Raw genomic sequence first — 23,178 nt, 5'->3', positions numbered from 1 at the left:
GAGATCGCGCGCAAATAGCGTTACAAATTGTTCTTAATTGAACTCTCTCTCTCTCCTTGTAAAGCAGTTTTCGCAAGATCATGCTGGTCGATTTGAGGATATAAAAACACTTCGTATTTTTGCGAAGTATTTTTATAAAATAATAGAATTTGTTATACTATTTTATAATTAATACAAAAATATGAATGAAGAAATACAAACAGAAATAAATCAATCGTACAACAATCCAAAAAATATTTGGATTTTAGTTTTGTCTATTTTACTTACAGCTTTAATTGTAGGAATTGGAATGTATTTTTTGCAACAACTTAGTACAAAAAATACAGAAAAAGCTTTTCAAACACAAATTCAAGAACTACAAACGCAAATAAAAGAATTGAATAAAAATAAAGAAGATGTTGGTGTTATTCCAGAAGTAGCTGAAACATCAAAAACACTAAATGTAATAAAAAAAGATGTGCTAGAGACGAAGTATTTGGCTATTAATACAAGTAATTGGAAAGTTTACACAAATGATAGTTATGGATTTTCTTTTTCTTATCCAGAGGGTTTTGCAATAGTAAAAGATGCTGTAAAAGTAATATATTCTGGAAATTCAAGTGCAAAAAATTGGTATCAAATTACACTTATTGATATTTCTGGAACGGAAAATACCTATTTTAATATAGATATAAATCCAGACGGATATGGACCATTTTTCTATGATAAAACTTATGATTTGTCAATGAATTCTACTGGAAAGATTGTTGTAAATTCAATAGAAAAAATTCTTGTAAATGAGCAAAATACAGATGGAAAAATCCAAATTGGAAGTAATGTTGTAAAAGATTTTAATAGTCAGGAATATATGTTTAGATTTGGATTTGATGAAGGCGGAAAAGATATGGAGCCAATACTCAAAGGCATATTAAATTCACTTTTGTTTACAAAATAAACAATTACACAAAATAAAAAAACGATAGTCATTTAAACTATCGTTTTTTTTATATTAATTCTATATTATTATTCTCGAGCTAATCAGGAATTTGGAGTTAAAAACACCTTTCTCTTCTGTCATTTTTGTAGACCCTGGATTTTTAGTCGAGCTGAGGATGACAACAATAACTTACGTCATATTGAACAAAATAAAAAAAATTGAAATATCTCGTGTTTGTTTTACTAATCATCAACCTGTACTCCATCTAACTGTGGTACATCGTCTAACATTTTTTCGGCGCCAGTTATTTTCATTACATCTTTATCTATTTTCCCAAATTCTTTGTAACTTCTATTGTAAAAATTTACAGAAGTTTGCATATGCCCTCCCAATTTTCGCATTTGATCCTCGTAAGTTACGAGATGTTTTCTCAACTTTTCTACATTTTTTCTTATTTCTTTTGCACTTTCTTCTATTTTCAGTGCGCGCATTCCTTGCATTATGGTTTGCAAATAAGCATAAAAGTTTGTTGGCGACACTATTATCACATGTTTTTTATTGAAAGCATATTCAATCAAATCGTGAGTATCCACAGCTCCAACTGTACTAATTAGTAAATCGTAATAAATTCCTTCGGACGGAATAAACATCAAAGCAAAATCCATAGTGTCTTCAGACGGTTTAATATATTTTGCAGTTTCATCGATTCTATTTTTCAAATCTTGTTTAAGTTGCTTCTCCCATTGAAGTTTACGCGTTGGATCTTTCTCCACAACTAGTCTATTATAGTTTTCTAGGCTAAATTTGGAGTCTACCGGTACAATCTTGTTGTTTGGCAAAAAAATCGCAGCATCAACAATATTTCCATCTTTAAATTTATACTGCATTTTATATGAATTTGGAGGTAAAACATTTTTTAAGGTTGTTTCCAAGAAATATTCGCCCAGTATCCCCCTTTGTTTTGGGTTTTTTAGAATATTTTCCAAGCTTTGGAGTTGTTGTGCAAACCCAACCACTTGCTTATTTGTCTCGTCCAGTTTTGTGAGCCTCTCGGAAACCTCGCCAATTATCTTTGAACTTTGCCCAAATTGTAGTTGAATTGTGTTGTGAAGGTGTTTTTGTGAATCGCTTATAGATTTGTTCGACTCACCTATTTTTGTGTCTAAAGTTCTATTTAGTTCCTGTATTTGATTTTGAAGCATTGAGAAGACTTGTTCGTTGTTTCCACCACTTTTTTTTGTTTGTTTATGTAGAATTATTGCTAAACCTACACAAATAATTAGTAAGACAACGAAACCAACAGTTAGTAAAACTTCCATAGTTAGTGTAATATTTATATTTAAGACTTGAATTTATAAGAGAATTATAGTATAAAATAATGGTGTGAGCAAGAAAAAAAAGAATGCCTGCCGGTAGGTAGGGATCTTTAGATAGTATCACTAGAACAATAAATATTTAGAATTTTATCTATCCTCTCGTAGTTCAATGGATAGAACGAGGCACTCCTAATGCCTAGATGTAGGTTCGATTCCTGCCGAGAGGACAAATGTCCAAAATAATTAAAATTTGGTTGTGGACAAAAAAGCTCCTTAAAATTATCTGTTTAAAAATGTTATACACAGTATTTTTATAGATATACACAGTTTATACACAAGTTATAAACAGTTTTTTAATTTAGATCTAAAGTAGAAATAAACTTTAAAAAAGTTTAATAAAATAAAAAAAGACATCTGTAGCAGTTCGCTGGTTTATTTTTGTTATACAAGACAAAAATAAAACTTATCCACACCTTATCCACACTTTTAAAATAGGTATTTAATCTAAATAAAGCTAAAAAATAAGTTTATAATTGATTAAATTAAGTGTTTAGTTTTCTGGTTTTTTATAAAAAAATACTTATTTCTATAGATTTGGTAAAAACAAAAATAAAACTTATCCACAGTTTATCCATACCTTATCCACAGTTTTTATTCTTATTTTAGCTAAGAATTTCAATTAATACCTATCACTTATAAAAAGTTTTTATTTTTTGAAAGTAGGCAAGAATGTTTATAAATTCTAGTTTATCTTTGGGCTAAAACATAAAGCAAAAGTAATAGAAAGTAGTTAGGAATATTTTTCAAAAAAAACTAGAATAAGACAAATAAAAATGTCGTACAATGAACAGGGAGGCTAAAATGGGAAGCAGAAAAAAAGAAAAGACAGTAAAAAATGAAGAGGGAAAGCTTGGTATAGACTTTAAAACTTTGGTAGATATCCTTAAGGACTACAAAAAAATAAAGATAAAGGATTTAAAAATATACACACTTATTTGTTTGAAAACAACTAATTCTAGTTATAAAATTGCATTAATAGATCCTAAGACTGGTGTTTGCGTTATTTGTGGAACTAACAAAGAGTTTTTTTCAAAACCAGTACGATGTAGAATAGAAGGTGCTGTGTCAATTTCCGGATCTTCTTCACTTTATTCTGGTGTAATTATAGAGGGATTTTGTGTAGAAATTGTTATTTACAGTTTGAACAAGCGGCTTTGGTTGTCCAGTGTCGAGAGAATGCAGGTTCAGCCAGATTCTAAGATGGCAAAAGAGATAATAAAAGAGAGTTATAAAAACATACACTAAGTAAACCCGCAAATACTTGCGGGTTTTTTACTTACAATAATATACACCGAGGATTGTCTTAATATAATAATAATTCTTAAAAAAATACGCTGGGATTCCATCCTAAAAATGATTTATTTTTTAAAAATAATGTATAAAAATTATATATATCTTTTTTGTTATTATTAACCGTATTTTTTTGTTATTACTGCGCTAATCGAGAATCCAGAGTCTAAACCTTAAATCCCTTTTGTCATTCCCGACCCCGATCGGGAATGATAAGCAAAGGAAAATTAGAAAGTTCGTAAGGCTTAAAATCTTTATCGCCTTTATTATTCTTAGTTTGACCAGGAATTCAGGAGTTTTTAGTCTTAATACTTTATCTACTATCCTTAACCTTAGTAAAAAATAATAAATAGTAATATAATTTTTTAGATCCTAAATCAGGCTGAGGATCACAAAAAAAGTACTAAAAATGATAAATAGAAAAAATGTTGGGGACAGTAAAAAGGACGGCGATGAAGATAGTAGACAAAAAAATACTAATAATGGCGGAAAAATATAAAAAATAAGGAGTAGAAAATTTGTATATCCAAAATAATGAGTATTTTATCAGATTAAAGCATTGTTTAGCGATAATTTTGTATTGTTGATAACATGTTAATAACTTTTATTTTTTCTAAGACTAATTTTTAGTCTTCGCACAAAAAACGCTTAGTTTAGTTGTTTTAAAGGCTTTAGAAACTTTTTTATTTCTATAAAGTTATCCACATAAACTGTTAACTATTTTAAAAAATAAAAAGTTAGTTTCATACGAAACTGTTGAAGATAAAAAAGCCGTCAAAGCCCATTATATTCCCTTTTAACGCCTGTTTCTCTATTTTTTGATTGACCAAACTGTTTTGGTAATAAGTAAGTTAGACAAACGATTAAGTAGGTTTAAGAAGAAGAGTGTAAAATATTCAGAGTTCTTTTTTATTTCACAAAATCCTTCAAGCTTTGTTTTCTTTTCTTTTGCTCAGTATAACCGGATTAAAAACTATAACATCTTGAGCAATAGCCGAAGCTCTGTCTGTAGGAAGGTTGGTATTCTACCCAGGATATGGTATGTGTTGGGTTTAACTTTGTGGAAAAATTACACTAGCTTAAATAAAATGGAGTAAAGCGGAATGAAGTCGAAAGATTCTACAATTTATATCACCAAAATAAAAAAACACAAGAATTCTGTTATTTTGAATAAAGTTAGATTCGTCCGCTGGCAGACTGGAATTCTTTAAACATTTCAAAAATGTAGAACATACTAATTAAAATATCTAAGCCATTTCTTATCCGTACTCTCGGATTCGAAATGACAGAAAAAAATGGAGACTAACTATTTATATTTTGGTTATACTGCACAGCGATCGTTCAACTTTGTTTCCTGCCTGCTGGCATTACACTCAATATAATGTGAATAAAAATACTTTATTTTAGTATAATAGAAAAAAGTCTATGATTTATTTATTTCAAAGGGAAGAAACTTTTTATTCATATTAATACATTTAGGTTTATTTTGGTGTGGTGTTAATGATTACAAAAATATTCTAAAATTTTATTTTGAAAAATATTTAAGGACTTACTCTAAAAATAATTTATTTTAAAGCAGAAGCTTGGTCGTACAATATTTATGTATAATGAGAAGGGAAAAAGGAGGATTTGCCTAGAAAGACAAAATCCTCTTTGGGTAAAATCTCTTGATTTAACGCACTATGAATACGTTGGGTTTTTTGGGATTAATTACGACCTCTTGATCATGGCTTGTTTCTTCTGGCTGGTAATTGATATCAAGTTCATTGCCAGATATTTCTATGGCGATTGTTAGACCTGTTCTTCGATCTTTGACGACAATAGCACCTTCTTTACTGAAAGGCGAGTAAGCTTCCAGAGTAGAAGTCAGAAGTTGTTGAGACATTTTATACCTTGTGGTGTAATCTCTTTCGAGATTGGTTGAGTGAACTTTTTAGTATTACTACAAAAAAGCACTTTTGTCAATCCGTTAATTCAATTTATCTACTTATTTTGGCTATTTTTCTATCATATTATCTGCATAATGTCTTAATGTTTTTTCTTTTGTTATTTTTAATTTGATTGGGGATCCAAGGTTTAAATAATAGTATAATTTATTATAGTTTATATATTTTTATATAAACACAATTTTAGTTTATATACTCTGAATTCCCGATCTAGGTCGGGAATGACAAAGGAAGTTTAGGGTTTGTATTACCAGAATTATGAATATTTTACATTCTTGTGATACTGTCCCGAGATCCTTCGACTTCGCTCAGGATGACGTTATGGAAAGGTGATATATTCCCAAGATCCTTCGGCTTCGTTTAGGATAATATATAAGATTTTTATAATCCTTATCTTGATGGGGTTTCTTTTATTCATATTAATACATCAAAGCTTGCTTCGATATTGCAATAATTATTACAAAAATATTCTAAAATTCTATTTTGGGAATTATTTATTTAATCCATAATATTAAATACAAAAAAATACCCTGGGTCTTGATATGGGGATGATTTATTGAAATATCCTTAATTCAATTTATATACTTATTTGGGCTATTTTTTGCTTTTTGTATTTATGTTATAATGAAAAAGTTAATATTAAATATCATTTCTATTGATATTATTAAATTTTGACTACAACTTCAAGAAAAAAGTTAACTTATAAATATATCAGTAAAATTTTTCTTTTTGTCTTGCTCAAAATTTAACAATATCACCAACGAAAGCATATTTAATAACAATCTTTCAAACGGTATGAATATTAAAAAGTTTCAAATAAACATTTTAGCGGTTGCGCTATTATTTGTATGGGCTTCGCCTGTAAATACTGCTATGACTGGCGGTAATTTTGAGGTTTATGCTGATGCTTTCAATGTAGTCTCCACTGTTTCTAGTACTGGTGGAGTGTTCACACTTTACGACACTATGGGAGAGTTTGGGGTGACAACTTCAACAGGAAATACTTTTACACTAAAGTCTGGTTTTCAAGCTCAAGATAAAGGAGTATTAGCTTTTACACAAAGTTCAAACTCAATTGATTTGGGTTCTCTTACAAAAACAGCTGTAGTTAGTGCAGAAGTTGATTTAACAGTGACTACTGACTCTAAAAATGGTTATTCTATTTCTATGACAGAAGATGGAGACCTTAGATCTGGAGTAAATATTATAAACGATGTTTTGGATAGTCAGGTGACAGCAAATTTTGAAGAATATGGTGTCGCAGTAAGTGGGGCTGGATTTTTGTTTAATGACGATCAAGCGATTGTAAACGGATTGGCTATTGTCTCTGTAAACGGTGGTGCCGTGAGAAGTCAATCGACAGTTACATTTAAAGCTGCTGTAATTCAAGAAACACCGGTTGGTGACTATTCTCACGATGTTACATTTACTTTGACTGTAAATCCATGATTTTGTTTAATTTAAGTAGAAAAATTAAATTATTGACGATTGCTTTTTTGGTAATAAGTTCTTTTTTTGTATTGAGTACTCCAGATGTATTTGCTTTTAGTGTTTCGCCGTTGAAACAGACTAATATAGTAAAACCTGGAGAAGAGGTAGAATTTTTTGTTGATATTATAAATGATTCAGATGAAAAATCATCTTTTATAAAAGAAGTAGATGGTTTTATAATAGATTCAGAGACAGGAATTGCTAAATTTGGTCAATTTTCAGACGCACAAAACTGGGTAAACACAGAATCTTCAAAATTGGTACTTAAGGCTGGAGAAAAAGGTAAAATAAGGTTTTTGTTTACTATTCCAGAATCGGCACAGCCTGGAGCATATTATCTTGGGCTTTTTGCAAAAAAGGTAAACAGTGGTGGGCAAGTAGCGCTTTCATCTAGGATTGGTTCACTTTTGTTTTTGTATGTAGAAGGCGAGGTAAGTGAAGATTTGGTGCGAACTACATTTAGTGTTAGTAAAAAATTATTTTTTACACCAGAATTTGAGTTTGCGTTGGGTTTGCAAAACAAAGGAACAATTCATGTTAGTCCGCGTGGGCAGGTAGTTTTAAAAAATATTTTTGGAAAAGAGGTTGGTAAAGTTTATATAAATTTGGATCAACGCAAGGTTTTACCAAGAGGTGTTTGGCATGAAGTTTTAAAAATAGAAGATGTTGGTATTGGTGCGATAGGGCCGTTAAGAGTCGAGCTTACTGTGGTATATGGTCTTACACAAAACCAAATTCATGATGTAGAAAGTTTTTGGTATATTCCTTTGTGGCTTATTTATGTAATGACTGGGGTTTTGACCAGTTTTATTTTGGTGTTTACTATTGGAGGGCGTATTGTTAAGCGTTTTCGTAAGTGATATATAATTTCGTTTGATGAATTATTTCGCTTGGATTAGTATAAAAAAGAGAAAAATAGTGAAACAAACACGAGATATTTCGACTCCACTTCGTTCCGCTCAATATGACGTGAATAAAAAATATATTATCCCCCGAACGGAGCGAAGCATAACATTCATGTCATCCTGAGCGAAGTCGAAGGATCTCGAGATAAAAACACTAGAACGCAAAATATTCAAAGTTCTAATGATACAACATCGAGATATTTCGACTCCGTTTCACTCCGCTCAATATGACGTGAGCTTTGATTTTCGACTCCACTACACTTTGTTCCGTCTTGTTCGGGATGGTGTGTATGGTCTTCTGTCATTTCTCAGTAAAGCGAGAAATCCTTTAAACATTTTAAAAATATCAATTTAATAAATAACAAAATATGATTAAATTTTTTAAAAAATTAGTTCTTACTTTTTTTATATTTTTGTTTACCTTTGTTTTTTCTGGATTTTCTGTTGTTTTGGCAGACACAGAAACAGGGGTTGTTTCTGTAAATGCAAATTATGCTGGTGGCGAAGAGGATACTGTTGTTATTCCAGATCCGCCAGATCCTCCTGTAGATACTGCTTCGCCAATTATTTCTTCGGTTTCCGTTTCTGCGTTGGATATTTTTGCTACTGTTTCGTGGAGTGCTACTGATGATGTGGGAGTATTGTATTGTGATTTTGAGTATGGGTTATCTTCAAGTTATGGAACTACAGCTTCTGCGACTGGTGTTGGTGGAAATTATTCTTCAAATTTAACTTCTTTATTACCCGGTACACTTTATTTTTTCAAAATTACTTGTGCAGATCTGGCTGGTAATTCTAGTGTTTCAACAGATATTTTTTCAACAAGAGAAAATGAGCCACCAGTAATTTCTAGTGTAAGCGTGGTGTCTGATTTAACAACAGCAGATGTAAGTTGGTCAGCAGTGGATAATGTTTTGGTGGATTCGTGTAGTTTTGGTTACGATCTGGATGATTCGCTAGAGCCGTTCGATCTTTCAGCCAGTGCTTTCAATGTTGGTGGGCAATATTATGAATCTTCTTTTGGAAATTTACTTCCAAATACAAGGTATTATTACAAAATTTCTTGTATTGACCCTTCGGGAAATACGGTTTCGCATATAAGTTCTTTTGAAACACTTTCAGATACTACGCCACCACCTGATATTTCCAATTTTTCTGCGGTTGGGGCAGATAGACAGATCCAGTTAAATTGGGATTATACAGTTTCTTTGAGTGATTTTGATTACTTTATGGTTCGTCGTGGGCTTTCGCCTGTTTCAAATATAACTCAAGGAGTAGAGATAATGAGGATTTCAAATCCAAATAGTGTGAGTTTATTGAATACAGGACGAACTAATTTGACAGAATATTTTTATACAATTTTTGTTTTTGATACATCTGGAAATTATAGTGCAGGTGTGTCGGCTTCCGCTATTCCTCATTTGGATAGTGAAGTAAATTTTTGTACAGATAGTTTGGACAATGATTTGGACGGTACTACCGACTGCGCTGATATAGATTGTGCACTTGAGCCTGTTTGTATTTCTGGAGTTGAGATTTGTACCGATGGAATAGACAATGATAACGACGGTTTTACAGATTGTGCAGATCTGGAATGTATTAGTGAACCATCTTGCGCGCTTGGAGTTGAGATCTGTACCGATGGAATAGACAATGATAATGATGGTGCGGTGGATTGCTCAGATTTGGATTGTTCGTCTAATAGTGCTTGTATTGCTTTGGGTCCAGCTTGTGATGATGGGTTAGACAATGATGGAGATGGTCTAGTAGATTTGCAAGATCCGGGTTGTGAAAATAAAAATGACACAGAAGAGTACAATCCGCCAGCAGACACGGTTGGGTCTGGAGAGCAATTACCACAGTCTAGTTTGTTTTTTTGGCTTTCGGAGAGAACAATAGATACAACTTTAATTGGAGGAGTGCTTAGTGCATTGTCTGGCGATCACACCACAATTGGAATATCAGAATCAGCTTTAGCTTTGAAAGATGTAGATAATATAGATTTGAAAGTTGCGGGAAATTCATATAATTTCAATTTTGATAGTTCAGACGGTTGGTATTATTCGGATTTTGTGACGCCACAAATTGGTGTGTATTCTGCGTATGTAGAAATTGAGTTTTCAGACGGCACTTTTGATTCTAGTAGTTTTGAATTAAACTCACTGCCTTATGGTGTGGTACGAGACAATATTTCTAGAGAAATTTTAATAGACGCAAGTGTTACATTGCTTGATATGGATACAGGGGAGCAGGTGTGGGCGTCATCAAACTATAGACAGGTAAATCCGCAGTCTACGAGTGCAGGAGGAGCATATGCATTTATAGTGCCTCCAGGTCAGTATAAAGTTGTGGCACAAAGAGATGGATATAGACCAAAAGAGACCTTGAGTTTTGTGGTTGCAAATAGAATTGTAAATAGAAACTTAACTTTAATTAAAAAGCCAAAGCCTTTGATAGATGTTATAGATCCAGACGCTCCAGTTTTGGAAAATATAAAAAATGTTGCAGAAAATTTGAATGATAAATTTATAGAACAAAGTAGGGTGTTGTCAGAATTTTTTGGCGAAGCAGTTCTGAAAGTGGAGCAGTTAGCAGATGATCCAGAGATAGAAGTTTTAACTAAAACTATTGTGGCTCCAAGTGTAATTGGTGTTTCTGCTGCAGCTGTCATTCCATCTTTGTGGACTACTGCAATACCACTATTTAGATTTATATTTTTCCAGCCAGTACTTTTGTTTTGGAGGAGGAAGAGGAAAAAGTGGGGGGTTGTTTACAATGCACTTACAAAGCTTCCTGTTGACTTAGCGACTGTGCGCTTGCTCGATGCAAAGACAAACAAAATTATTCAATCTAGAGTGACAGACAGAGAAGGTAGGTTTTTGTTTATTGCGGATCCTGGAGAATACTTAATGCAAATTTCAAAAAGCGGTTTCAAATTTCCATCTAGTTTGTTAAAAGGAAAAAAAGAAGATGGAGAATTTTTTGATGTTTATCACGGTGAGTCAATAAAAGTGACAGAAGAAGATACTGTAATTACACCAAGCATACCAATTGAATTTTCAGGTAAAAAAGAACATATTCCTTGGAAAATTGTTTGGCGTGGGCGTTTGGTATTTTTGCAGCACGCTATTTCTTTGCTTGGTGTTTTAGGTACGGCTTTGGCATTATATATAACACCAGAATGGTATATTGGAGTATTTTTGGTAATTCAAATAGGCTTATATGTTGGATTTAATAGATTTATAAAACCAAAAGAGCCAACTGGTTGGGGGATTGTATCCGAGAAATCAAATAAAAAACCTATTGGAAAAGCTGTGGCTCGTTTGTTTTCAAAGAAATTTAATAAACTTATTGAAACAAGAATTACAGACACAAAAGGACGCTATGCATTTTTGGTTGGTCCAAGTGATTATTATGTGACTTTTGAAAAGGTTGGATTTAAAAACACAAAAACAGAAGATATTTTGAGCGCTGAAATTAAAAAAGAAGGATTTATTGGTAAAAATGTTGTTTTAGAATCTGGTGCAAATAAAGCTATTCACTCGGCACAAAAAGTAGATGAGCATGGAAATCCAAAAGAAGGTTTTGTGAAGTTTGAAGCAGCTCAAAAACCAATGGAAAAGAAGGATAAATGGGCAGAAAAAATGAAGAAAAAAGGAGAGAAATTGCACAAAAAAAGTGAAAAAGTTATTGAAAAAGGAAGTGTAGAAAAAAGATTAGAAAAAAAGAAAATTAAAATGGAAAATAAAGAAAATAAATGGGTGCAAAAAATGAAGAAAAAAGGAGAAAAATTGCATAAAAAAAGTGACGATGTTTTGAGACGGGAGTAGTGAAATAGACACGAGATATTTCGACTCCACTTCGTTCCGCTCAATATGACGTAAATAAAAATATGTCATCCTGAGCGAAGCCGAAGGATCTCGCGAAAGTATCACCAAAACATAAAATAGTGAAACAAACACGAGATATTTCGACTCCACTTCGTTCCGCTCAATATGACGTGAATAAAAAAACCCTCGTTAAAAACGAGGGTTTTTGAGTCTTAGTTGCAGGTGAGAATTCCAAATTCTCTGTAGTCAACTTTAAAAGAATGATGTTCGTGATCAAATGAAAAGCGTGTATTTGTAGTTGGTGCTCCTGCAAATCTGCTTGGGCAAGAGATCCAGCACTCGTATTTTTTTTGTTCCAAACTACATGTAGCTGGTAGACAACCTGTGTCATCGGCACAACATTCTTGAACATTTTCTACCCACGCAAGCTCATCGCAGTTATGTAGATTAACATCCAAAACTACATCAATATAAGGCTCTACATCTTCAGCGGTGTTGTTGTAAAGAGTAAACGGTGGAGATCCTTCGTCTCCGCAAGATACAAGAAAAGTAGGGAATGTGAAGATGGAAAGTAAGAGAATAAAACCTAGAAGCTTTTTCATTTTGAATTCCTCCTTTTTTTACACAAAACATCTGTGTAAAATATTGTAAATGAGCGGTATTTAAATTTTAGAACCTTTAATTTTATATGTCAAGTTTTTAAATTAAAAATAAAAATAATTATGAGATACGATACATATAGCATGAGACAGAAACTATTCACGTCATCCTGAGCGAAGCCGAAGGATCTCGGGGCAGCATCACCTTTCCATCACGTCATCCCCCGAACGGAGCGAAGCATAATATACAAAAAACACCAAAAAATATATTTTTCTAATTTTATTTTTATAGCTTATTCTACTATAAAAAAGCGTTTTTAAATAATATTTCCTAAGGAAGAAAAAAAGTATAAAACTTATCCACAGTTTGTGTGTGAAAAATCTTTCATTTTATGTTAAAATATAGTAAGAGTATAGCTAGAAAACTATTTTAGCTCAGTCAGCTATTTTACTGAGATAAAAAGTGTTTTTCTAGTATGTCATCCTGAGCGAAGCCGAAGGGTCTCGAGATAGAATTACAAGAATACAATATACTCTAAGTTTACAAATGTTTTTTATTAGTACGCAGAAAATAACCCAAAGAGGGTAGTCCTCGTCCGTGGAAGAGTTTTTCGCGGTTTAGCTTGTTGGGCCGAATTTATATATTTTCTGTGAATTGTGAAAAACATGCCACAAAGTAATTGGGTTGTAAAAACTAAACTCTTTAGATTGCCAAAAATGGCCTTTACACGGCTTGCTTTTGCTTTTCTAATTTCACTTTTTGTCTTAGGAGGCCTCCTCCTAACCAATACAGTAAAAACTGCAACTCCGCCAACTATCATTTCTTATCAAGGTAAACTTTTGGAAAGCGGTGCTTCTGTGACTACTACAAAATCAATGGCATTTTTGCTTTACGACGCATCTAGCGGAGGAAGTTTGCTTTATACTGCTGGTGGAACTTTGGCAAGTACTTCTACAGTTTCTATAACACCAAGCCAAGGTATTTTCTCTGTAGATTTGGGATCAGGAATTACAAATAGTATAGATTCTACGATTTTTAAAAATAATTCAACAATTTACTTGGAAGTTTGGGTAGATGGCACTGCACTTTCTCCTAGAAAACAAATCACAGCATCGCCTTTTGCAATGAACAGTAAATACCTTATGGGCTACGAGACCGCGACTGCTTCTAGCTCGGTTTACATTCCTCTCTCAGATTCAAACGGAAACTTAACTTTTTCTGGCGATCCTCAATCTAGCGGAGTGAGTGGTGGTTTGGTTTATATCAATCCTGCTTCTGCCGATGCAAATGAAACTTTGTTTGGAATAGCTTTAAACGGCGCAGAAAAATTCCGAGTAGACGAAGACGGAGATGGATTTCTCGCAGGAAGTATGGAGGTTGGAACTTCTACAAATTCAAATGTTTTATTGAAAGTGGTAAGTAACGACACTACAAGCTTGACAGTACAAGGTGAAACTTCTGGTGGAGCACATCTTAAAGTTCAAAATGGTAATAGTGTTGGATTTCAAATATCTCAAGCATCTAATTATGTTACTAATTATATTGGTGCGTTAAATCAAGCAGGTTCTCTTTATATTAAAAAAAGTACAAATTTAACAGGAATTAAATTATCTGCTGATAGTAATTCTTATATAAATCAGAACTTGTTTATTGGAACTACTGGCTCAGAAGCTATTACAACTTCAACATTTGCTTTGAGTGGAAATGATATGTATGTGGCTGATATGCTTGGAGTAGGAAACGCAGTATTTATTGAAAACGATTTATATATTGGAACTAGCACACTTCACTTGAATGGCGATGTGGACGGTGGAGTTATTTCAATGACTGGTGGAGCTCTTACAATAGATTCGGCAAGTACATTAAGTTTAAATACAACAAACAACCAAAATGTAGTAATTGGAACTGGAAATTTTGGAATTGGAACAAGTACACCAAACTACGCTCTTACTGTGAGCGGTACTACGTATATTAGTGGTTTATCCACTTTAGGTGGAAATTTGGCATTATCAGGAAACGACATCACAGGAGTAGATCAAATAATAGGAAATTCAACATATATTACAGTTGGAGATGCCGGAAGTTCTAGTCGTGCTTTTACCACAAATGATGATTTATTTGTAAGTGGTAGGCTAGAAGTAGATGGTAATTCGTTTTTTGATGGAAGGCTTTCAACTTCAGATTTATTTATGTTGGATGACGGAAATATAACTTTTGGTGGATCTAGTGATTCATTTTTGGACTGGAGCACAAATGAAGCAACAGCAGAAACTTTAATTTGGGCTTTGGGTACAAATTCACAATCAATAGTATTTACAAAAGTTGGAAATCAGACAAAAAGTTTTGACCATGGAAATCAGACAAACCCAACAATATTTATACATTCTGCCACAGATCCAGATTCAGATAATACTCAATGGTTAAGCTTAACGCACGACCAAACAAATGGAGTAATTTCAACAGGAGCTGGAGATATAAACTTAATGTCTGCAACAGGATTTGTGGGAATAAACACCACTACTCCTAGCTATGCACTAGATGTATCAGGAAAAGTAGCATTGGATGGAACAGTTGTTCTTTACCGCCCAACCGCAATGACAGGCTCATTGATAATAGGAGATGGAGGAACAAATTTGTCAAATACTACTGGAAATGAAGGATATTATAATACTTTTGTAGGACTTGGATCTGGAAGTGCAAATACAGCAGGTCTTGAAAATACCTTAATTGGTTATAATACTGCTAAGGCATTGACTATAGGAAATCAAAATGTGGTAATTGGTTTTGTTGCTCTTGCAGCTAATATAGGAGGAAGTGGTAATACAGTAATAGGACGAGCGTCTTTATATGCAAATGTAGCATCTAATAATACAGCTTTAGGTTGGGGTTCTGGTAGATATTTAACAAATGGTACATCAGCAAATATAAATGGAAATAATTCTCTTTATCTTGGTTATAACACAAAAGCACTCGCAGATGGTGGCACAAATGAAATAGTAATAGGATACGACGCAACAGGAAACGGAAGTAATTCCGTTACTTTGGGGAATGATAATATTACTGACACTTTCCTAAAGGGAAATGTAGGAATAGGAACAACTTCTACTTTAACTAATGAATTAAATGTTGAAGCTAGTGGTGGCGCTGCAATATCTATTGGTACAAAAGGGTCTGCTGGATCAACTGCTAGTCCATATGAACCAACACTTAATTTTCGTGGTTATAATAATGCTATAAAAGGGTCAATTCTCGTTCAAGATAGAAGTGCAAGTGTAAATGGTGGTTGGATGAAATTTAGCACAGCTGATAGTAGTGCTGTACTACAAGATAGAATGATAATTGATAATGCTGGTTATGTGGGTATTGGGACAAATATACCAAATCATCTTTTCACTATGGGTACTCCTGAAACACCAATTGGGACTACAGCACAAGCTGGTTTTTACAATGCTGGAAATAGTTTAATGATTTTCAGAGATACTACAAATGATGTTGAAGGGGGTTTTGGAACAAATGCAAGCGGGTCCAATGTTTTTATGGGAGCGGTTAGCAACCACAATTTGACTTTTAGGACAAATAATTCTCCAAAAATGACGATATTAGCTGCTGGTAATGTAGGTATTGGAACTTCTACACCGCAAAGTATATTGGATATACAGAGTACATCAGTAAATAAAACTAAAATAAATCTTGATGGTTCACAATATAATAGTTTAAACAATGTTGGTATTGAATACTTCTTAGCAAATTCAGTAGGTACACGCACTAAATATGGTTCAATCCTGATGCTAAATCAAGATATGACTGCTGGCGCTGAAAAAGGACGAATGCGGTTCTTTGTTTCAAATTCTGCGGATGGTGGTGGCAATGAGGCAATGACTATTCTTGGTAGCAATGTAGGAATAAACACAACAACACCTGGATATAAATTAACTGTAAGCGGAACAGCATATATCGCAAGTACTTTATCAATGGGGGGGAATATTTTGATGGCAGGAAATGACATCACAGGAGTAGATCAAATAATAGGAAATTTAAATAATGTGACAATTGGTGACGCTGGAACAGACAGTCATGATCTAACCACAAATGATGATTTGTTTGTAAGTGGAGCTTTTGAGGTTGACGGCTATTCATTTTTTGATAGTTCCGCTTCATTTACAGCAGGTGTGACATTGGGTGGTGTAATGTCGTTGGCAGGAAATGACATCACAGGAGTAGATCAAATAATAGGAAATTCAACTGTTATCACAATTGGTGATGCTGGGACTACTTCACACACATTAAATGCAAATGACGATTTATTTATAAGTGGAAAACTTGAGGTTGATGGGGCTGCTTATTTTGACTCAACAGCTGTTTTTGATGGTCTTACAACTATTGGTGCGAATGGAGATATTGTAATGTTGAATAACACAGAATTACAATTTGGTAATTCTCAAGATTCAAGATTAGATTGGTCGACAGGTCAAACTGTAGATACTATGATTTGGGGATTGGATGATGTGGCTAATTCAATTATTTTTACACAAACAGCAGATAGAGGATATGATTTTGCTCATTCAGCTCAAACAAACCCAACAGTATTCATTCACTCTGCAAATCAAAGTACATCTGAATGGTTAAGCCTCACCCACAATCAAACAGACGGAACTATCAGTACTGGAGCTGGAGATATAAACTTAATGTCTGCAACAGGATTTGTGGGAATAAACACAACAACAGCAAATTATAATTTGGAAGTAGATGGAAATGCTTATGTTTCTAGGACTATAAATATGGGGAATGAGCTTACTTTGAATGGAAAGAGTCTATTGATTGATGGGGATATGGAGACTGATGGGGTAGGTGCTTGGGCTGTAGGTTCAAATGCAATTCTTACAAAAGAAACAACAGACCCAGTCACAGGAGTTCAAAACTTAAGAATAGCTTACAATGGTACTAATCAACCTTCAGCTTTTCAAAGTATCGTTACGAGTGGTAAGAAATACAGGGTTAGAGGATGGGCGAGGGGTGATGGGACGTTCAAACCTAATATAGATTCTCCAAATGCAACTGCACAGTGGAATGGAACAACATCAACAACTTGGCAATACTTTGATATTACATTTGTTGCAGCAGGGGCAAGCATTTTTTTAGAGTCTGATTGTACCAGTGCAGGATATGTAGAATTTGACGATGTATCAGTATTCGAAGTAGAAAGTGAAGTAGCAAGTATCAACACAGGATATGGAGACTTAAACCTAAGACCTGCCACAGGATTTGTGGGAATAAATACAACAACACCTGGTTATGGTTTAACAGTAAGTGGAACTGCATATATAAGTGGCGCCTCTACTTTTGCTGGGCAGACTTTAACAAAAGGTAATGTTTTAAATCCTACAATAGTAAGTACTTTTCAACCTGGGGGTTTAAATGGAGATTTGGATGGAATATCTAAAGTAAGAATTTCTGGTAATTATGCTTATACTAGCGCTGGAGCGAAAGATCAGCTTGTAATAATAAATATTGCAGATCCAACAAGTCCAACCACAACAGCAATTTTTCAACCTGGAGGTTTAAATGGAGATTTGGATAATATATCAGATGTTGCTATTGCAAATAATTACGCTTATGCTCTTTCTTATGATAAAGATCAACTTGTAATAATAGATATAACAAATCCAGCAAGTCCAACCACAACAGCAATTTTTCAACCAGGAGGATTAAATGGGGATTTAAATGGAGCAAGAACGATTAAAATAGTAGGGAATTATGCATATATTGCAGCATTATTAGGAGGAAAAATGACAATAGTAGATATTTCAGATCCATATAATCCAACCTTGGTCTCTACATTTAATGCAAGTGGAACTTTAACAAATATGTTTGGTTTTGATGTGGTAGGAAATTATGCATATTTGACAACTTCTGTGAATGATAAAATGGTAATAGCAGATATTTCAGATCCATACAATCCTTCGCTTGTCTCAACTTATCAACCAAATGGAGTTGGTGGAGATTTGGATGGTACGCGTGATGTAAGAGTTGTAGGAAATTATGCATATCTTACAGCTTTTAGTAATAATAGTATTGCTGTAGTAGATGTTTCAAATCCAGAAAGTCCAACTACAATATCTATTTTTAAACCAGGAACAGCAGATTTATATGCACCTGAACATATAGAAATTTCAGGAAATTATGCTTATGTGTCAACTTATTCTAATGCTACACTAAAAATAATAGACATAACAGATAAATCAAATTTATCAATTGTTTCGTCTCTAAGTGTGTCTGGACCTGGTGGATTGGCATTAAAGGGAAATTATGTTTATCAGACTGCCACTTCAAATGATAGTTTATTAATAATAGACATCACAGGAGCAACAATCTCAAATACAGAGATAGGTACAGCACAAATTGACAATTTGCAGGTATTCAATTTCTCTCGTTTTGAGAATGGAGTAGACATCAAAGGAGGTTTGAGTATTGGAAGAAGTGGGTTGTTATTAAACGGAAACTTTGGAATGAGCAACGGCACAAACTCCTCAACTTTAACTTTTGCAAGTTCGACTTTGTTTACATCGAACCTTACAGATGCTAGCGCTAGCGATACTGCATTTACATTTAATACAAATTCATTTGGGACTTCAAACTTATTTAAAATAACAGAAGCTGGCTCTGATGTTTTTGTAATAAATAGAGAAGGAACAGGTGAATTTTATGATACAAATGGAAATGCACAAATAACATTTAGAGCAAATAATGGTTCTATATCAGCTAGAATTGGTGCGGGTGGAAATGGAAGATATGGTCAAATTAATTTGATAGATGAATCTAATAATGGGAGGGTTGTTTTTTCCGCAACATCTTCGGTGGATTCATATATAACGAGCAACTTCTTGGTAGGTTCCCCTGCTGAATCTATCGCAGACGCAAATTTTGTGATGAACGGGCAAGACTTTTATGTACATGATAAATTGGGTGTAAATGGGGATTCATATTTTGACGGAACTTTGAATATTGCTGGAATAAACCAAACCTCACCAATGATTTCTCTTACTCAAACTCCTACTTTGGGAAATACAAATACAATTTTGGATATTACTGCTGCTGGGACAAATTGGGATCCGGGTGCAAGAGCTCTTATGATTACAACTCTAACAGATACCACAATAACTCCGCTTACAATTAATGCCGCAGGTCAAATTGGTATAGCTTTTATGTATAATTCAGCAACAAGAGGAGGGCTTGGTCTGGACGCAGATTCATTAAATCTGATTACTTATGGAGCTTATGATATCAACTTAATCCCAGACACAACAGGAATTACAGTAATTGGTGATGCTGGTTCTACTTCACACACATTAAATGCAAATGACGATTTATTTGTAAGTGGAAAACTTGAGGTTGATGGGGCTGCTTATTTTGATGGAAATACTTTTATTGCGGGCATAACATATATAACACAAAATAAAGATATAAGATCAACAGCAGCTTATGGTTCTATTATGCCAGGAAATAGTTTTCAAACGTTACCATCGGTCACATTACATACAGGCATAACAGCCAATTCAATATTAATATCAGAGCTTAATGATTATACTTATAATTTCTCTCACACCCTACAAACAAACCCAACAGTATTCATCCATTCTGCAAATCAAAGTACATCTGAGTGGTTAAGCCTCACCCACGATCAAACAAATGGATATATAACAACAGGAAAAGGGTATTTAGTTTTGGATTCTGCGCTTGGAGCAATATCAATGTACGACCAAGTATTAATGAATTTCAAACCAATTTATTTTGGGGCTTCTGTTGCAAATCCTGGGTTATATGGCGCAAATGCTGCTGGTTTATATAAATCTTTAAATATTATAGCTGGAGGAAATGATTATGGCATTAGTGTTGTTGCGAATGCAAATAAAACTAATGATTATTCTGTTGCAACTACTACAAATACACATTTTAGAGTTTATTCTGCAACAGCGGCTGCGACATCAAAAACTCAATATATAGAAATGTATCACAATCAAACAGACGGAACTATCAGTACTGGAGCTGGAGATATAAATTTGATGTCTGCAACAGGATATGTGGGAATAAACACAACAACAGCAAATTATAATTTGGAAGTAGATGGAAATGCTTATGTTTCTAGGACTATAAATATGGGGAATGAGCTTACTTTGAATGGAAAGAGTGTATTGATTGATGGGGATATGGAAAAGAGTGGAGTTGGGGAATGGAGTGAAACATCTTTTCCTACAATAACAAAAGAAACAACTAATCCTCATGGTGGACTGCAAATATTAAGAGTAGCAGGAACAGGAATTGCAAATGCTGGAGCTTTTCAGTCAATAATAGTGGTTGGAAAAACATATAGACTTACAGGTTGGGCAAGAGGTAATGGAACAAATGCCCCTAGGGTTGTGAATTTTGCATCTAGTTTATGGACAGGAACAAGTTCAACAGATTGGCAATACTTCGATATAACCTTTGTAGGAGCAGGAGGGACAAGCCTTGTGTTGGGGCAATCAGCTTCCACAGGTTATGTTGAATTTGACGACATATCAGTATTCGAAGTAGAAAGTGAAGTAGCAAGTATCAACACAGGATATGGAGACTTAAACCTAAGACCTGCAACAGGATTTGTGGGAATAAATACTACTACTCCTAGCTATGCACTAGACATATCAGGAAAAGTAGCATTGGATGGAACAGTTGTCCTTTACCGCCCAACCGCAATGACAGGCTCATTGATAATAGGAGATGGGGGGACTAATTTGTCTAATACTTCAGGAATTGAAGGATATTATAATACTTTCGTAGGTATAAATTCAGGTGAAGGCCATACTACCGGATTCTATAATACAGCAGTTGGGTTTAATACTTTAAAGTCTGTTACTAGTACTTCTGGAAATACAGCATTTGGTACAGAAACTCTTAGGGATACAATAGGTACTGATAATACTGGAATAGGTAGTTCAGTTCTTATGGTTAACACCACAGGGGACAATAATACTGGATTTGGTTCATATGCTCTCTCTTCAAATACTACAGGAGATGATAATACAGCCGTTGGTTATGGGGCGGGTAGATCTATAACTGGTGGTTCAATAGCAAATGCAACATCAACCAACTCTCTTTATCTTGGGTATAACACAAGAGCCTTTGCGAGTGGAGATACAAATGAAATAGTGATAGGACATACCACAACAGGAAACGGAAGTAATTCTGTAACTTTGGGTAATGCAAGTATTACCAAAACAATATTAAGAGGTGCAATTACATTTACAGCTGGTTCTATTCCAGACGCAGCACATATTTTTGACACAGATACAGCTTTCACTTCTCCAGGTGATTATCTATTTTCTGTAAGAACTGGCGGAACTGCAAAATTCTCTGTAGAAGGAGATGGTACTGTTCGCGCTGCTGGACAATTGTTTGCATCTTCTGCAACAGTTGGTACTCCAGGAGCACCGGGAGACTTGGCAGAGCGAGTAGATATAAACCCAGCTTATATTGTAGAAGCTGGAGATGTTTTAGTGGTAGATTCTAGTTCTAGTGATATGTATACAAAAAGCCAAGGTTCTTATGTGCAAGAAGTGGCGGGTGTGGTTTCTACAAATCCTACAATTACAGTAGGTAATGGTAAGACACAACATACCGCAGTAATGGCAATGGTTGGTCGTGTTCCTATTAAAGTAAGTGCAGAAAATGGACAAATTGAGCGTGGAGATTTACTCATTACCGCTTCTGTCCCAGGGCATGCTATGAGATATGATCCTACAAAAGACACTGGCGACAATGTGGTGGGAATTGTGGGAATTGCACTAGATTCACTTACAACTTCAACTGGAAAAATAATGGGACTTATCAAAACTGGTTGGGTAAATAATAAGAACCAAACTATCGCTCAAATGCAACAAGACTTAATTTCTGTAGCTCAAGACAACGCAATAAATATTCAAGCAGACCCATCTCAATTGACAGTAGTACCAAGCGGAAGTAGTATTTTGCCAATTTCAAATGATCTAAATTTAAATAACTTTTCTATTATAAATGTAAGAAGCCTAATAGCTATAGATAATACATGGAGTGTAGATGTGGAAGGTAGATTTATTACAAAGATTATAACAACAGAAGGAGACAAGAATTTGTACGCGCTTCAATCTCAAGATACTGAACTCATATATTCTGGATCTGGAACTTTGGTAGATGGTGAGTTTAAAGTTTTATTTAGCGCGGTAGAAAGCGAAATTATAGATGCAGACAAGCCAATTAAAGTTTCTATTACTCTTACAGCCGAGGCAAATGGAATTTTTGTAAGCCAAAAAGATGTGAGCGGGTTTACCGTAAAAGAACTTCAAAGTGGAACAAGTAATGCGACTTTTGACTGGGTTGTAATCGCTAGCCGTAGAATTGGACCAGCTCCTGTGGTAGTAGAGCCAATTCCAGAGCCTATAGTTCCTACTTCAACCCCAACAACAACACCTGAAATTCTGGTAGAAACACCAACTACAACTGTTCCTGTCGTGGAAACACCTACGACTACTCCAACTCTAATAGAGCCTGTACCAGAACCAACTCCTGAGCCTGTTGTTGCGGAGCCTATTATAGAACCGACACCAGAACCTGTGATTCCTGAGCCAATTGTAGAAGAACCAATTCCAGAACCAGTGGTTGTGGTAGAGCCTGCTCCAGTGATAGAACCTGTGGCTGTAGATACAGTTCCTGCTATTTAAATTTTCCACACGTCATCCTGAGCGAAGCCGAAGGATCTCGGGAAAGTATCACCTTTCCGTTACGTCATCCTGAGCGAAGCCGAAGGATCTCGGG

Annotated in this window: 8 protein-coding genes and 1 tRNA gene; 7 read left to right on the top strand and 2 right to left on the bottom strand. The window is 34.4% G+C overall.

Translation table 11 applies throughout. The annotated features are described in order from the left end of the window. Positions 1 to 181: 181 nt before the first annotated feature. Positions 182 to 934 carry a hypothetical protein gene (locus L3J07_04045; protein ID MCF6276986.1) on the top strand — a complete coding sequence of 251 codons (753 nt, stop codon included), beginning with the start codon at positions 182 to 184 and terminating at the stop codon, positions 932 to 934. A 224-nt stretch (positions 935 to 1,158) separates the two neighbouring features. On the opposite strand, the gene L3J07_04040 is transcribed toward L3J07_04045, so the two are convergent. Continuing rightward, positions 1,159 to 2,235 carry a DNA recombination protein RmuC gene (locus tag L3J07_04040; GenBank protein ID MCF6276985.1) on the bottom strand — a complete coding sequence of 359 codons (1,077 nt, stop codon included), beginning with the start codon at positions 2,233 to 2,235 and terminating at the stop codon, positions 1,159 to 1,161. A gap of 152 nt (positions 2,236 to 2,387) precedes the next feature. Here L3J07_04040 and L3J07_04035 point away from each other — a divergent pair. The 5 genes from L3J07_04035 (at position 2,388) to L3J07_04015 (ending at position 11,754) form a co-directional block, all read left to right on the top strand. Continuing rightward, positions 2,388 to 2,459, top strand: a tRNA-Arg gene (locus L3J07_04035). 634 nt (positions 2,460 to 3,093) lie between these two features. Further along, on the top strand, positions 3,094 to 3,537 hold the full coding sequence (locus tag L3J07_04030) for a hypothetical protein (GenBank protein MCF6276984.1): 444 nt from the start codon (positions 3,094 to 3,096) through the stop codon (positions 3,535 to 3,537). Between the two features lie 2,786 nt (positions 3,538 to 6,323). Next, positions 6,324 to 6,977, top strand: a complete 654-nt coding sequence (locus tag L3J07_04025; protein ID MCF6276983.1) for a hypothetical protein — start codon at positions 6,324 to 6,326, stop codon at positions 6,975 to 6,977. Beyond that, entirely contained in the window at positions 6,974 to 7,879 is a 906-nt protein-coding gene (locus L3J07_04020; protein MCF6276982.1) for a DUF916 domain-containing protein, read from the top strand. Before L3J07_04025 ends, L3J07_04020 begins: the two co-directional genes overlap by 4 nt. A gap of 413 nt (positions 7,880 to 8,292) precedes the next feature. Beyond that, on the top strand, positions 8,293 to 11,754 hold the full coding sequence (locus L3J07_04015) for a hypothetical protein (GenBank protein MCF6276981.1): 3,462 nt from the start codon (positions 8,293 to 8,295) through the stop codon (positions 11,752 to 11,754). 212 nt (positions 11,755 to 11,966) lie between these two features. On the opposite strand, the gene L3J07_04010 is transcribed toward L3J07_04015, so the two are convergent. Further along, a complete protein-coding gene (locus L3J07_04010; GenBank protein MCF6276980.1) occupies positions 11,967 to 12,356 on the bottom strand; it encodes a hypothetical protein in 390 nt (129 codons plus the stop codon). Between the two features lie 663 nt (positions 12,357 to 13,019). Between L3J07_04010 and L3J07_04005 the strand changes: the two genes are divergently transcribed. After that, on the top strand, positions 13,020 to 23,084 hold the full coding sequence (locus L3J07_04005) for a hypothetical protein (protein ID MCF6276979.1): 10,065 nt from the start codon (positions 13,020 to 13,022) through the stop codon (positions 23,082 to 23,084). Positions 23,085 to 23,178: the final 94 nt, after the last annotated feature.

The sequence above is a fragment of the Candidatus Magasanikbacteria bacterium genome, assembly GCA_021648085.1.
GTDB lineage: Bacteria > Patescibacteriota > Patescibacteriia > Magasanikbacterales > UBA922 > JAKITS01.
Note: the sequence above shows the minus strand (reverse complement) of the source record. Positions and strands in the feature narration are given on the sequence as shown.

Excerpts from the sequence above, each read along its gene's own strand:
- L3J07_04030 (MCF6276984.1), top strand. The coding sequence starts at position 3,094 with ATGGGAAGCAGAAAAAAAGAAAAGACAGTAAAAAATGAAGAGGGAAAG.
- L3J07_04005 (MCF6276979.1), top strand. The coding sequence starts at position 13,020 with ATGCCACAAAGTAATTGGGTTGTAAAAACTAAACTCTTTAGATTGCCA.
- L3J07_04025 (MCF6276983.1), top strand. The coding sequence starts at position 6,324 with ATGAATATTAAAAAGTTTCAAATAAACATTTTAGCGGTTGCGCTATTA.
- L3J07_04010 (MCF6276980.1), bottom strand. The coding sequence starts at position 12,356 with ATGAAAAAGCTTCTAGGTTTTATTCTCTTACTTTCCATCTTCACATTC.
- L3J07_04045 (MCF6276986.1), top strand. The coding sequence starts at position 182 with ATGAATGAAGAAATACAAACAGAAATAAATCAATCGTACAACAATCCA.
- L3J07_04020 (MCF6276982.1), top strand. The coding sequence starts at position 6,974 with ATGATTTTGTTTAATTTAAGTAGAAAAATTAAATTATTGACGATTGCT.
- L3J07_04015 (MCF6276981.1), top strand. The coding sequence starts at position 8,293 with ATGATTAAATTTTTTAAAAAATTAGTTCTTACTTTTTTTATATTTTTG.
- L3J07_04040 (MCF6276985.1), bottom strand. The coding sequence starts at position 2,235 with ATGGAAGTTTTACTAACTGTTGGTTTCGTTGTCTTACTAATTATTTGT.